Below are 14,025 nucleotides of genomic sequence, written 5' to 3'. Positions count from 1 at the left end.
CCTTATTTATTGAATAGATGATGGTAGAAACCTTGCGCCTGCATTAACTCTTGGTGACTACCAACTTCAATGATTTTCCCCTGGTCAAGAACAATGACACGGTTGGTTCGTTCGGCTATACTGAGACGATGGGCTACAAAGAGAATGGTTTTATCAGTGAGGGACATAAGATTATCTATAACTTTTTTCTCAGTCAAGACATCAAGACCGCTAGTAGCTTCATCTAGTATTAAAACAGGAGCTTTAGTTAAAAGAGCACGAGCGAGGGCTATTCGTTGCTTTTGTCCTCCTGATAGACCAGCTCCATCAGAGAGCTGAGTTTGATAGCCCATAGGCATTCTTTCAATGTCTTGACGGATTTCAGCTAATTCACAAGCTCTTAGAATATCTTCTTGGCTAATCATATTATTACCGCCCAAGGTTAAATTTTCCAAGATAGAGCCATTAAAGATATAGGCTTGTTGGGGTAGGTAATTGATATGACGGCGCAAGATTTTTTTATCAATGTTTTTAATATCCTGATGATTGATGGAAATATGTCCTTTGTAGGGTTCAAAGAAATTGACAATCATTTTGGCTAAAGTTGTTTTACCAGAACCACTGACTCCAACTAGGCTAACCTTATCTCCTTGTTTAATCGTGAGATTAATATCTGTTAAGGTATCTCGTCCAAAACCATACTTATAAGAAAGGTCATCAAATTCAATATCGCCCATCAAAAAATGTGAATGAACAGGGTTTTCTTGAACTTGAAATTCAGATTCGACTAGATAGACTTCGTTCAAACGGTTATTAGCAACCTTCGCAGATTGGAGTTTGGTTTGGAGGTTGATAATATTTTCCATAGGAGTTGTAAAGTAAGAAAGAAGTGTGTTAAAGGTAATCAACTGACCGATAGAAATTTTACTCGACATGACTAATTGAGCGCCAAACCATAGGATAAGGATATTCAGAACTAATTTTGTTCCCTGCTTTAAACTCGTTTGTAAAATAGAATACTTACTGAGCTTAAAGGATTTTTCCAAATAATCTACAAATTCGCTGTCTATATTTTGATAGCGATTTTCTTCACTCGTGAGCGACTTGATAGTTTCAATCCCGTTGATATCTTCGATAATGGCAGAGCTAACCATAGAATTACTTTGCATGACATCATGGTTCATTTTTTCGAAAGGCTTCATAAAAGAAAAGATGATGAACATGTATATAGGAATGGAAATAAGAGAAAGAAGGAAGAGATTAGGGTTTTGTGCCAGTAAGACTCCCCCTACAAGAATCAGAATGGAAACATCCAGAAAAAGAGATAGAATGGTAGAAGCCAAGGCATCTATAATAGAGTTAGCATCTGTGAACCGTGAAATGATTTCTCCTGTACGACGTGTCGCAAAGAAAGACATAGGAAGTTCAAAAATATGGCGAATATAGGATAAAATCACATCGATACTTAATCTCTGACTCAGAACGGTTAGGAGATAATCTCTGGAGAAGCTCATGACTTGTTGGAGGATATAGGTGATAACCAGACCAACTGAGATGATTCCTAAAGTTGATTTCATCTGATTTGGGATGTATTCATCCAAGATTCCTTGGAGATAATAAGAACCACCGATATTGATAATAGTTATCAATAAGCTTGAGAGAACAATGTAAGCAATGAGAGATTTTTGTTTGAAAATCAGAGGAAGGAAGCTTAGTAGACCATTCTTTTTATCTTTATGGGGTTGATAGCTAGGTTTGGGAGCTAGAAAAATAGCTACTCCAGTCCATTCAGAGAAAAAGCGTTCTTTTGACATTTTGGTGATTTTTACAGAAGGGTCAGGATCACCAATAACCAGATAGTCTTTCTTTGTTTGATAGACAACATAGTAATGTTGGAGTTTTCCTTCTTTGTTAACGTGAACGATAAATGGATAGGGGACATCACTCATGTCAAAGAGCGTTTTATCTGCTTGAACAGGTCTTGTTTCAAAGCCCATTTCATCAGCGGCTTTTACAATGCCAAGAGCAGTCGTTCCTTCTTTATTGGTCTTTGCAAGTTCTCTCAAGTGAGCTAGAGAAAAATCTGAACCATAGAATTTAGCAATCGAGGCTAAGGCAGCAACACCACAGTCTCTAGCATCTATTTGAGGAACAAATGTACGTTTATAAGAAGTCATTGGCAATTCCTTTCATATAGTGGATAGATCTATTATGCCATAAAAATAAGTTCATATTTTATGAAATCTTGAATAGTCATTGAAACTTCCTGAATGGTAAAAAAGTGATTAGAAATTATCTTTTAAAAAAAATTTAGAGGTGGTTTTAAATAAAAAAGCTAATTTAAGACGTTTCGATGACAATTCAAGATTTGGATGAAAAATTTTAAAAAACAATGATATACTAAACTTGTCAAAGTTGCAACAAGACAAAAATTAAAAATAAAAAAGGAGTATTTGTCATGAATACAAAAATGATGGAACAATTTGAGATTATGGATGCTGATATGCTTACTTGCGTTGAAGGTGGCGGTTGGATAAGATGTGGACTTGGTGTAGTTGGAGGGGCATTGACTACAGGAATTGCTGGTAGCGCCTTAGGAACTGTAACGCTACCTATCATTGGTACTGTATCTGGAGCTACTGTTGGTTTTTGGGGCGGAGCGGCAGCTGGTGCTGCTAAATACTGTTAAAAATCGCTCTTCATTACTAAGCTGAACTTAGTTGGAATGGAGTAAATAATTATGAACAAGAAAAAGATAGTTTCAACTATAGTATTTTTAGTATTTATTATAATATCAGTGGATAATTTTTTTAGAGACTTAACCCCATTGCTATTCATTTTGAATATTATTGGCCTAACTTGTTTTTTAGTGTTAACATACATTAGCATAAAAGACATGATCTTAAATAGAAGTAAATGATGATTTGGTTAGTCCTAGAACCAATCAACTCATGTTCATCGGCTTGACAGGCTTTATGTCTATTATTTGTTTGTATAGAGGTATCACAGCAGGAGAATTCTATCAACAATTAATTGCCTATATTGGCGCTATTCTCTGCTTGCTTATCATGCTTCTACTCATTTGGGGCTTGAAGTATTATAAAAAGTAGAGCTTAATGAAGTATAAAAGAAAAGGGTAAGTGTTTTCGCAATACTTACCCTTTTATAATGAAGTTTTTGCAATTCAAGATGTTTCGATGACCATTTAAGATTTATATGAATTTGTAATCTTAAATAAGGTAAGATAAAGATAACAAATGTAAAGGAGTATTCTTATGAAGAAACAAAAGATAAAATCGCTATTACTTGTACCACTTGTATTTGCATCTATTACTGCAGGTCTTGCATATGCAGAAGAACAGCCTACTACTTCATCTATCCAGGCGAATGATAGTTCTCTTGTGGCGCCAGATTTACAATCGGGTACGGAAAAGATGGAGCATAAACCTTCTGTTGTAACCCCAGAAGAGTATGAGAAGAATGTTACGGACTTTAAAAAGATAGATATTGAAGCTGTTCGTCAATCTTTTACAGAGGATCAATTGGAACATACTATATATTTTGGTAGAAAAACTTGCTCTCATTGTCGTCAATTTTCTCCTGAATTGAAAGAATTTAATAACTTGATTGAAAAGAAGTTAGAGTATTATGATTTGGATGGTAAAGATTTTGACGGGGAAGCGAGAGAGTTTCTATTTAAAAAAGTCGGTATTCCAGGAACACCAACAATTTTGTATTTAAAAAATGGACATCCGATATCTGGATGGGTTGGTGGCGGAGCAACTGCACAACAGGTGTATGATTATATGTACTCGAGAAACTCACCTAAGCAAACGGAGACAGTGAAATCTTCTGAGGAAACAGTAACTGAAAGTGTCCGTGATGAGAATACTAGAAGTGACAGCATGAATATTAGTGATAAAGTTGTAAGTGACAGCAAAGGTATGAGTGATGAAAAAAGAACCGAAATGAAAATATCCAATGATAATCCCAATTCTAATAGTGAAAATAGTGGGAAAGTGGAGAGTACAAACTCAACTTCTAAAGCTAAAACTACTCAATCTGGCAATTTAGCAATGTTAGACAATAAGAATCAATCGGAAACTCTCAAACCTATTTTTGATGTTGCTCAAGAAAATAAAACTCCTTCAACTGATGTTAAGGGGACTGATTATGTAAGCAAATCTATTACTTCGAATGAAAAATTATTACCGAAAACAGGAGAGGAAGAAAGTTACCAACTGCTTCGGCTGGCTGTCGCGTTTTTTATGGCTTCTGTAATGATTAAAGTGAAACAAAAAATTCATAAATAAAAATAGATGGTAAACAGGTGCAATGATACTATTTGTTTGTAATAACATATAGCTAACATTTGCCTATAGACAAGAGTGAAAGGGCAAGTATGTTTTTAATGCTTGCTTTTTAAATTTTTTAACAATTCAAGACGTTTCGATGACAATTCAAGATTTGGATGAAAAAAATTAATAAACGATGATATACTAAACTTGTCAAAGTTGCAACAAGACAAAAATTAAAATTAAAATTAAAATTAAAATTAAAAATAAAAAAGGAGGTATTCCTCATGGAAACAAAAACAACGACTCAATTTGCAGTTATGGATAATGAAATGCTTGCTCGTATAGAGGGTGGGGATGTATCTGATATTTATAGAGGGTACGCTAATCAGGTAAGTCCATTCGGTTCTTACCCTCCTATATTAAAAAATTCAGGTCCTTTTCCAGTAAGTGGTTACTGCCCGCGCGGTTATCATGACCGTGGTTATATAGGAGCAGGTTTTCATTTATGTGGAATATAGGCTGAAATACAAGAAATGAGGAAGAATTTCTATGAAAAAGTATCAGCTTGTTTTCAAAATAAGTGTAGTCTTGTCTTACCTATTTTTCGTATTTGGTCTTTCTCGGCTGACGCTTATTGTTCAAAATTATTGGCAATTTTCTTCCCAGATTGGCAATTTCGTCTGGATTCAAAATTTCTTGAGTTTGCTATTTAGTGGAGTCATGATTTGGATTCTGTTTAAGACAGGGCACGGCTATCTTTTTCGCATTCCGAGAAAAAAATGGCTTTGGTATTCGATTTTGACAGTATTAGTGCTAGTGCTCCAGATCTCTTTTAACGTTCAGACAGCTAAACATGTTCAGTCAACTGCTGAAGGTTGGGCTGTATTGATCGGTTATAGTGGGACCAACTTTGCCGAGCTAGGTATCTATATAACTTTGTTCTTTCTGACTCCACTTATGGAAGAGCTGATTTATAGAGGATTACTGCAACACGCCTTTTTTAAGTATTCGAGATTTGGCCTTGATTTGCTTCTTCCGTCAATTTTATTTGCTCTTCCTCATTTTTCAAGCCTGCCTAGTCTGTTAGATATTTTCATCTTTGCAACAGTTGGAATCATCTTTGCCGGTTTGACCCGCTATACCAAGAGTATTTATCCATCCTATGCGGTGCATGTGATCAATAATATTTTCGCAACATTACCATTTTTGCTGACTTTTTTACATAGGGTCTTGGGGTAAAAAACAAAAGGCTTGCTTTTCAGCCATAGAGGAGGTTATCATGTATAAACACTTATTTTTCCTAGATTCAAAAACCTTAGATTGGTTGACACCTTATATTCTAGTCTTGGCTTCTGACACCATTGCCTTTAATGTTTTTGTGCTAACCTTTGTATCTGTTGTGGTCTTTTATTTCCTGAATCCCATGCTATCTTTAATGGCTATCTTCTTAGGGGCTGGTTATGTGGTCGGATTTTGGCTACTAAAATGGTTTGTTTTGGAAAGACTAGAGCTAAAGGATGACGCGTAGGAAGTCTGTTTGGTGAGGAGGATAATTTTATGGAGTTTTTTGATAAATTTCATGCCTTGTGCTTTGGATTTTTAGTACTAATAATCGTCATTACAGTTCCTTATACGATTAACCATGGGGACTTTTTTCAAAATGAATTTGCATTGATTCTTGTAAGTCTTCTAGTAACCTCGCTGAGTGTTGCTTATGCTAGAAAGTTTGAAATGATTTCTTTTGGGATGTTAAACAAGAAAGAACTTTTGCTTTTCATTGCAATCTTTCTTCTAAGTGTGCTTGAGACGCTGGTTTATATTCATTTCTTTGCTGTTTCTTCTGGCGCAGGAGTTCAACACTTGGCGGAAGTCAGCAGAGGAATTTCCCTGTCTTTGATTTTGACTTCCTCAGTTTTTGGCCCCATCCAGGAGGAACTCATTTTCAGAGGACTTCTTCAAGGTGCGTTTTTTGACAATTCTTGGTTAGGGCTTGTGCTAACTTCCTCTCTCTTTTCTTTCATGCATGGACCTTCTAATGTCCCTTCGTTTATTTTTTATCTACTTGGGGGTTTGTTCCTGGGTTTTGCTTATAAAAAGAGCCAAAACTTATGGGTTTCTACTCTTGTCCACATGTTTTACAACAGTTGGCCACTCTTATATTATTTATAAAAATTATGAAAAGGTAAGCAGAAGACGGTGCTTGCCTTTTTATTTCTAGAATGATAGCCCAAGCCAATCCAGATGCTTTTCTTTGAGAATCAGGTGTGGAGCGGTTGACGAATAGGCCAAAAACTAGTAGAATAGTAAGGAAACTTTATACGGAGGAAAAAAATGGATTTGGGTGATAATGAGCTAACACTGACTCCCATACCTGGGAAAAGTGGCAAGGCTTATATGGGTAGCTATCCTGATGGGAAGCGTATCTTTGTAAAAATGAACACCTCTCCAATCCTACCTGGTCTAGCTAGAGAACAAATTGCTCCACAATTATTATGGAGTCGCCGTTTGGCAGATGGACGTGATATGTGTGCTCAAGAATGGTTGACAGGCAAGATATTAACCCCATATGATATGAATCGTAAGCAAATCGTCAATATTTTAACCCGTCTTCATCGCTCACGTCCGTTGATGACACAGTTGAGTCGTTTGGGCTATGCCATGGAAACACCTGTAGATTTACTGCAGTCTTGGCAAGAAACGGCTCCAGATGCTTTGCGTAAAAATCATTTTATCAGTGAAGTGATGGCTGATTTACGTCAGACTATTCCAGGATTTAGAGAGGACCATGCGACCATCGTCCATGGAGATGTACGACATAGTAATTGGATTGAGACAGATAGTGGCTTGATTTATTTGGTAGATTGGGATTCGGTTCGCTTGACCGATCGCATGTTTGATGTGGCCCATATGCTCTGCCATTATATTCCAGAACATCAGTGGAAGGAATGGTTGACCTACTACGGTTACAAGTACAATCAGACGGTATTAACTAAATTGTATTGGTACGGTCAATTGTCTTATTTGAGCCAGATTTCCAAGTATTATATGAACCAAGATTTAGAAAATGTCAATCGGGAGATCCATGGCTTGCGTCACTTCCGAGACAAGTATGGAAAGAGAAGATGAGAGTTAGAAATCGTAAAGGGGCGACAGAATTACTAGAGGCAAATCCCCAGTATGTGGTCCTCAATCCCTTAGAAGCCAAGGGGAAATGGCGGAACTTGTTCGGAAACGACAATCCCATTCATGTGGAAGTTGGAAGTGGAAAGGGTGCCTTTGTTTCAGGTATGGCCAAGCAAAACCCTGACATCAACTATATCGGGATTGATATTCAAAAGTCTGTTTTGAGCTACGCTTTGGACAAGGTTCTTGAAGTTGGAGTGCCTAACATCAAGCTCTTGTGGGTAGATGGTTCTGACTTGACTGACTACTTTGAAGACGGTGAGATTGATCGCTTGTATCTGAACTTTTCAGATCCTTGGCCGAAAAAACGCCATGAAAAGCGTCGTTTGACCTACAAGACCTTCTTGGATACCTTCAAACGTATCTTGCCTGAAAATGGAGAAATTCATTTTAAGACGGATAACCGTGGCTTGTTTGAGTACAGTTTAGTGAGCTTTTCTCAGTATGGCATGAAGCTCAATGGTGTCTGGCTTGATTTACATGCCAGTGATTTTGAAGGCAATGTCATGACAGAATACGAGCAAAAATTCTCCAACAAGGGGCAAGTTATCTACCGAGTTGAGGCAGAATTTTAAGAATTAGCCTGAAATCAGGCTGTATAAGTGCTTTTGCTTTACATAAGTTGGCAAACGTGCTATACTAAGAGTAAGAATATGAAAAGTGAGGCGGGGAAATATCTTCGCCTCTTGCTTATGAGGAGGTGGACGCAATCGCAACAATCGTAGAATTAGTCAGAGAAGTTGTAGAACCTGTCATAGAAGCGCCTTTCGAACTCGTGGATATCGAGTATGGAAAGATTGGCAGTGACATGATTCTCAGTATTTTTGTAGATAAACCTGAAGGAATTACCTTGAACGACACGGCAGACTTGACAGAAATGATCAGTCCTGTCCTAGATACCATCAAGCCAGATCCCTTCCCAGAACAATATTTCCTAGAAATTACCAGTCCAGGCTTGGAACGTCCTTTGAAAACCAAGGATGCCGTCGCTGGAGCGGTTGGGAAATACATCCATGTCGGGCTCTACCAAGCCATCGATAAGCAAAAGGTCTTTGAAGGAACCTTGTTGGCCTTTGAAGAGGACGAGTTGACCATGGAATATATGGACAAGACACGTAAGAAAACTGTCCAAATTCCATACAGTTTAGTATCAAAAGCACGTTTAGCAGTTAAATTATAGAAAAAGAAAGGATAGCTTTTGAGGATTCAAAAGTGAAGAAAACATGAGTAAAGAAATGCTAGAGGCCTTCCGCATTTTGGAAGAAGACAAGGGAATCAAAAAAGAAGACATCATCGACGCAGTAGTAGAGTCGCTTCGTTCCGCTTATCGCAGACGCTATGGTCAATCAGACAGCGTAGCCATTGACTTTAACGAAAAAACAGGTGACTTTACCGTTTACACTGTCCGTGAAGTTGTTGATGAAGTATTTGATAGCCGTTTGGAAATCAGCTTGAAAGATGCTCTTGCCATTAATTCAGCTTATGAACTTGGAGACAAAATCAAGTTTGAAGAAGCACCAGCTGAGTTTGGTCGTGTAGCAGCCCAATCTGCCAAACAAACCATCATGGAAAAAATGCGCAAGCAAACACGTGCCATCACTTACAATACTTACAAAGAACATGAGCAAGAAATCATGTCTGGTACAGTAGAACGCTTTGACACCCGCTTTATCTATGTCAACCTTGGTAGCATCGAAGCCCAATTGTCAAAACAAGACCAAATTCCTGGAGAAGTTTTTGCTTCTCATGATCGTATCGAAGTTTATGTTTACAAGGTTGAAGACAACCCTCGTGGTGTGAACGTCTTTGTTAGCCGTAGCCATCCAGAAATGATCAAACGTTTGATGGAGCAAGAAATTCCAGAAGTTTATGATGGAACTGTTGAAATCATGAGCGTGGCTCGTGAAGCAGGTGACCGTACGAAGGTTGCTGTTCGTAGCCACAATCCAAACGTGGATGCTATCGGTACAATCGTTGGACGTGGTGGTGCTAATATCAAGAAGATTACTAGCAAATTCCACCCAGCTCGTTACGATGCTAAAAATGACCGCATGGTACCAATCGAAGAAAATATCGATGTTATCGAGTGGGTAGCAGATCCAGCTGAATTTATCTACAATGCCATCGCTCCTGCTGAGGTTGACCAAGTTATCTTTGATGAAAACGACAGCAAACGTGCCTTGGTGGTTGTTCCAGATAATAAGCTTTCTCTTGCCATTGGTCGTCGTGGACAAAACGTGCGCTTGGCGGCTCACTTGACTGGTTACCGTATCGATATCAAGTCTGCTAGCGAATTTGAAGCCATGGAAGACGCTGCTTCAGTAGAGTTGGAAGTAGAAAACGATACTGTAGAAGAATAAAAGCTGCTAGAGGAGGGAAAGATGAAAACAAGAAAAATCCCTTTGCGCAAGTCTGTTGTGTCTAACGAAGTGATTGATAAGCGTGATTTGCTCCGCATTGTCAAGAACAAGGAAGGACAAGTCTTTATTGATCCTACGGGCAAGGCCAATGGCCGCGGCGCTTATATCAAACTAGACAATGCAGAAGCCCTAGAGGCGAAAAAGAAGAAGGTCTTTAACCGCAGCTTTAGCATGGAAGTGGAAGAAAGCTTTTATGACGAGTTGATCGCTTATGTGGATCACAAAGTGAAAAGAAGAGAGTTGGGACTTGAATAAGCAAAAGATGAGTAATCTCTTGGGGCTTGCTCAGCGAGCAGGGCGCATCATATCGGGTGAAGAATTGGTGGTCAAGGCCATTCAAGACGGCAAGGCCAAGTTGGTCTTTCTAGCTCATGATGCTGGACCCAATCTGACCAAGAAGATTCAAGATAAAAGTCATTATTATCAAGTAGAAATTGTAACCGTGTTTTCAACACTGGAATTAAGCATAGCAGTCGGGAAATCGAGAAAGGTTTTGGCTGTAACAGATGCTGGATTTACAAAGAAAATGAGGTCTCTTATGGAATAGAAGAGGAGGACATGATTTGTCTAAGAAAAGATTGTACGAAATCGCAAAAGAACTTGGAAAAGAAAGTAAAGAAGTTGTAGCGCGTGCAAAAGAGTTGGGCTTGGATGTGAAAAGCCACTCATCAAGTGTGGAAGAAGCTGTCGCTGTAAAAATTGCTGCCAGCTTTAAGCCTGCAGCTGCTCCGAAAGTAGAAGCAAAACCTGCAGCACCAAAAGTAAGTGCAGAAAAGAAAGCCGAAAAATCTGAGCCAGCTAAACCAGCTGTAGCTAAGGAAGAGGCAAAACCTGCAGCCCCAAAAGCAAGTGCAGAAAAGAAAGCCGAAAAATCTGAGCCAGCTAAACCAGCTGTAGCTAAGGAAGAGGCAAAAGCGGCTGAACCAGTTGCTCCTAAAACAGAAAAAGCAGCAGCTAAACCGCAAAGTCGTAATTTCAAGGCTGAGCGTGAAGCCCGTGCTAAAGAGCAGGCAGAGCGACGCAAGCAAAATAAAGGCAATAGTCGTGACCAACAACAAAACGGCAACCGTCAGAAAAACGACGGCCGTAATGGTGGAAAACAAGGTCAAGGCAACCGCGACAATCGTCGCTTTAATGACCAAGCTAAGAAACAGCAAGGTCAGCAAAGTCGTGGTAATGAACGCCGTCAACAAGAGGACAAACGTTCAAATCAAGCGGCTCCACGTGTTGACTTTAAAGCCCGTGCAGCTGCCCTAAAAGCAGAGCAAAATGCAGAATATGCACGTTCAAGTGAGGAGCGTTTCAAGCAGACTCAGGCTGCCAAAGAAGCCTTGGCCCAAGCTAACAAACGCAAGGAGCCAGAGGAAATCTTTGAAGAGGTGGCTAAGTTAGCTGAACAGGCGCAACAAGCACAGCAAGTTCAAGCAGTGGTTGAAGTCGTCCCTGAGAAAAAAGAACCTGCAGTGGATACACGTCGTAAAAAACAAGCTCGACCAGACAAAAATCGTGACGATTATGATCATGAAGAAGATGGTCCTAGAAAACAACAAAAGAATCGAAGTAGTCAAAATCAAGTGAGAAATCAAAAGAATAGTAACTGGAATAACAACAAAAAGAACAAAAAAGGCAATAACAAGAACAACCGCAATCAGACTCCAAAACCTGTTACAGAGCGTAAATTCCATGAATTGCCAACAGAATTTGAGTATACAGATGGTATGACCGTTGCGGAAATCGCAAAACGTATCAAACGTGAACCAGCTGAAATTGTTAAGAAACTCTTTATGATGGGTGTCATGGCCACACAAAACCAATCCTTGGATGGGGAAACAATTGAACTCCTCATGGTGGATTACGGTATCGAAGCCAAACAAAAGGTTGAAGTGGATAATGCTGACATCGAACGTTTCTTTGTCGAAGATGGTTATCTCAATGAAAATGAATTGGTTGAGCGTCCACCAGTTGTAACTATCATGGGACACGTTGACCACGGTAAAACAACACTCCTAGATACCCTTCGTAATTCTCGTGTTGCGACAGGTGAAGCAGGTGGTATCACTCAGCATATCGGTGCCTACCAAATCGTGGAAAATGGCAAGAAGATTACTTTCCTTGATACACCGGGACACGCGGCCTTTACATCTATGCGTGCGCGTGGTGCTTCTGTTACCGATATTACGATCTTGGTCGTAGCGGCAGATGACGGGGTTATGCCTCAGACTATCGAAGCCATCAACCACTCAAAAGCGGCCAATGTTCCAATCATCGTAGCTATCAACAAGATTGATAAACCAGGTGCTAACCCAGAACGCGTTATCGGTGAATTGGCAGAGCATGGAGTTATGTCAACTGCTTGGGGTGGAGATTCTGAATTTGTTGAAATCTCAGCTAAATTCAACCAAAACATCGAAGAATTGTTGGAAACAGTCCTTCTTGTAGCTGAAATTCAAGAACTCAAGGCAGACCCAACAGTGCGTGCTATCGGTACAGTTATCGAAGCGCGCTTGGATAAAGGAAAAGGTGCGGTCGCAACCCTTCTTGTTCAACAAGGTACCTTGAATGTTCAAGACCCAATCGTTGTCGGAAATACCTTCGGTCGTGTCCGTGCTATGACCAATGACCTTGGTCGTCGTGTTAAGGTAGCAGGTCCATCAACGCCAGTTTCAATCACAGGTTTGAACGAAGCGCCAATGGCGGGTGACCACTTTGCTGTCTACGAAGATGAAAAATCTGCGCGTGCAGCAGGTGAAGAGCGTGCCAAACGTGCCCTCATGAAACAACGTCAAGCTACCCAACGTGTTAGCCTTGAAAACCTCTTTGATACCCTTAAAGCTGGTGAACTCAAGTCTGTTAACGTTATCATTAAGGCTGACGTACAAGGTTCTGTTGAAGCCCTTTCTGCATCACTTCAGAAAATCGATGTGGAAGGTGTCAAAGTGACCATCGTCCACTCAGCGGTCGGTGCTATCAATGAATCTGACGTGACCCTTGCCGAAGCTTCAAATGCCTTTATCGTTGGTTTCAACGTACGCCCTACACCACAAGCTCGTCAACAAGCAGAAGCTGACGATGTGGAAATCCGTCTTCACAGCATTATCTACAAGGTTATCGAAGAGATGGAAGAAGCTATGAAAGGGATGCTTGATCCAGAATTTGAAGAAAAAGTTATCGGTGAAGCAGTTATTCGTGAAACCTTCAAGGTGTCTAAAGTGGGAACTATCGGTGGATTTATGGTTATCAACGGTAAGGTTGCCCGTGACTCTAAAGTCCGTGTTATCCGTGATGGTGTCGTTATCTATGATGGTGAACTCGCAAGCTTGAAACACTATAAAGACGACGTTAAGGAAGTTACAAACGGCCGTGAAGGTGGATTGATGATCGACGGCTACAATGATATTAAGATGGATGATGTGATTGAGGCCTATGTCATGGAAGAAATCAAGAGATAAGATTTTTTGCTCCTTTCTTAGGTGGTGAGGGACGCAAGCAAACCGATGGTTTCATTGCTTATTTTTGAGCCTAGGGTCTCAAAAATCCCCTGTGATGGGACTGATAAATCAGTTCCATCACTTTCACCACGGCGAAAGAAGCAGATGACTTCAAATTGAACTTCGTTTCAATTTAAACTGAAAATCAAGAAGTTTAAAATAGCTAGGTCTGCTGGCCTAGCTTTTGGTTCAAAGTAGAGAAAGGAATATCATGGCAAATCATTTCCGTACAGATCGTGTGGGCATGGAAATCAAGCGTGAAGTCAATGAGATTTTGCAAAAGAAAGTCCGTGATCCACGTGTCCAAGGTGTGACCATCACAGATGTTCAGATGCTGGGTGACTTGTCTGTTGCTAAGGTTTACTACACCATTTTGAGTAACCTTGCTTCGGATAACCAAAAAGTCCAAATCGGGCTTGAAAAAGCAACTGGTACCATCAAACGTGAACTTGGTCGCAATTTGAAATTGTACAAAATCCCAGATTTGACCTTCGTCAAAGACGAGTCCATCGAGTATGGAAACAAGATTGACGAGATGCTACGCAATCTGGATAAGAACTAAGAAAGAGGGGTTGCCCCTCTTTTTTGGTGGAGAAAAAGGCAATAAAACATGATGGGGGAATCTTTCTAGACTTATACTCAATGAAAATCAAAGAG

At 39.8% G+C, this 14,025-nt stretch carries 15 protein-coding genes and 1 pseudogene; 15 read left to right on the top strand and 1 reads right to left on the bottom strand.

The genetic code is table 11. The annotated features are described in order from the left end of the window. Positions 1-2: 2 nt before the first annotated feature. A complete protein-coding gene (gene blpA, locus HT719_RS03900) occupies positions 3-2,156 on the bottom strand; it encodes a peptide cleavage/export ABC transporter BlpA (protein ID WP_172928306.1) in 2,154 nt (717 codons plus the stop codon). Positions 2,157-2,437: 281 nt separating this feature from the next. On the opposite strand from blpA, the gene HT719_RS03895 reads away from it, so the two are divergent. From HT719_RS03895 to rbfA, 15 genes and pseudogenes are all read left to right on the top strand, one after another. Continuing rightward, on the top strand, positions 2,438-2,668 hold the full coding sequence (locus HT719_RS03895) for a bacteriocin class II family protein (protein WP_172928303.1): 231 nt from the start codon (positions 2,438-2,440) through the stop codon (positions 2,666-2,668). Positions 2,669-2,812: 144 nt separating this feature from the next. Next, positions 2,813-3,089, top strand: a pseudogene (locus HT719_RS03890) (immunity protein); the annotation flags it as partial. 165 nt (positions 3,090-3,254) lie between these two features. Next, a complete protein-coding gene (locus HT719_RS03885) occupies positions 3,255-4,292 on the top strand; it encodes a thioredoxin domain-containing protein (RefSeq protein WP_172928301.1) in 1,038 nt (345 codons plus the stop codon). A 269-nt stretch (positions 4,293-4,561) separates the two neighbouring features. Further along, positions 4,562-4,795, top strand: a complete 234-nt coding sequence (locus HT719_RS11995) for a ComC/BlpC family leader-containing pheromone/bacteriocin (RefSeq protein ID WP_050222911.1) — start codon at positions 4,562-4,564, stop codon at positions 4,793-4,795. Positions 4,796-4,826: 31 nt separating this feature from the next. Beyond that, positions 4,827-5,516: a CPBP family intramembrane glutamic endopeptidase gene (locus tag HT719_RS03875; protein ID WP_119946755.1), complete on the top strand. Its 690-nt coding sequence runs from the start codon at positions 4,827-4,829 to the stop codon at positions 5,514-5,516. Between the two features lie 40 nt (positions 5,517-5,556). Then, positions 5,557-5,805, top strand: coding sequence for an immunity protein BlpZ (gene blpZ / locus HT719_RS03870; RefSeq protein WP_016399200.1), 249 nt, complete (start codon positions 5,557-5,559; stop codon positions 5,803-5,805). 29 nt (positions 5,806-5,834) lie between these two features. Then, positions 5,835-6,446 carry a type II CAAX endopeptidase family protein gene (locus HT719_RS03865; RefSeq protein WP_119946756.1) on the top strand — a complete coding sequence of 204 codons (612 nt, stop codon included), beginning with the start codon at positions 5,835-5,837 and terminating at the stop codon, positions 6,444-6,446. 162 nt (positions 6,447-6,608) lie between these two features. After that, entirely contained in the window at positions 6,609-7,403 is a 795-nt protein-coding gene (locus HT719_RS03860) for a phosphotransferase family protein (protein ID WP_033688159.1), read from the top strand. Then, a complete protein-coding gene (gene trmB / locus HT719_RS03855; protein ID WP_001266103.1) occupies positions 7,400-8,035 on the top strand; it encodes a tRNA (guanosine(46)-N7)-methyltransferase TrmB in 636 nt (211 codons plus the stop codon). The genes HT719_RS03860 and trmB overlap by 4 nt, the downstream gene beginning before the upstream one ends. Before the next feature lie 125 nt (positions 8,036-8,160). Next, entirely contained in the window at positions 8,161-8,640 is a 480-nt protein-coding gene (gene rimP, locus HT719_RS03850) for a ribosome maturation factor RimP (RefSeq protein WP_001808916.1), read from the top strand. A gap of 43 nt (positions 8,641-8,683) precedes the next feature. After that, positions 8,684-9,820 carry a transcription termination factor NusA gene (gene nusA, locus HT719_RS03845; protein ID WP_172928299.1) on the top strand — a complete coding sequence of 379 codons (1,137 nt, stop codon included), beginning with the start codon at positions 8,684-8,686 and terminating at the stop codon, positions 9,818-9,820. A gap of 21 nt (positions 9,821-9,841) precedes the next feature. After that, positions 9,842-10,135, top strand: coding sequence for a YlxR family protein (locus HT719_RS03840; protein WP_000857562.1), 294 nt, complete (start codon positions 9,842-9,844; stop codon positions 10,133-10,135). Further along, the gene (locus HT719_RS03835; RefSeq protein ID WP_001041409.1) at positions 10,128-10,427 is read left to right on the top strand and encodes a YlxQ-related RNA-binding protein; all 300 of its coding nucleotides are present in this window, start codon (positions 10,128-10,130) and stop codon (positions 10,425-10,427) included. The genes HT719_RS03840 and HT719_RS03835 overlap by 8 nt, the downstream gene beginning before the upstream one ends. A gap of 16 nt (positions 10,428-10,443) precedes the next feature. Further along, positions 10,444-13,329 carry a translation initiation factor IF-2 gene (gene infB / locus HT719_RS03830; protein WP_172928298.1) on the top strand — a complete coding sequence of 962 codons (2,886 nt, stop codon included), beginning with the start codon at positions 10,444-10,446 and terminating at the stop codon, positions 13,327-13,329. A 250-nt stretch (positions 13,330-13,579) separates the two neighbouring features. Further along, positions 13,580-13,930: a 30S ribosome-binding factor RbfA gene (gene rbfA / locus HT719_RS03825; protein WP_001273603.1), complete on the top strand. Its 351-nt coding sequence runs from the start codon at positions 13,580-13,582 to the stop codon at positions 13,928-13,930. The last annotated feature ends 95 nt before the right edge of the window (positions 13,931-14,025 follow it).

The organism is Streptococcus sp. k-378, assembly GCF_013277505.1.
GTDB lineage: Bacteria > Bacillota > Bacilli > Lactobacillales > Streptococcaceae > Streptococcus > Streptococcus pseudopneumoniae.
This window is presented reverse-complemented; position numbering and strand designations above follow the sequence as displayed.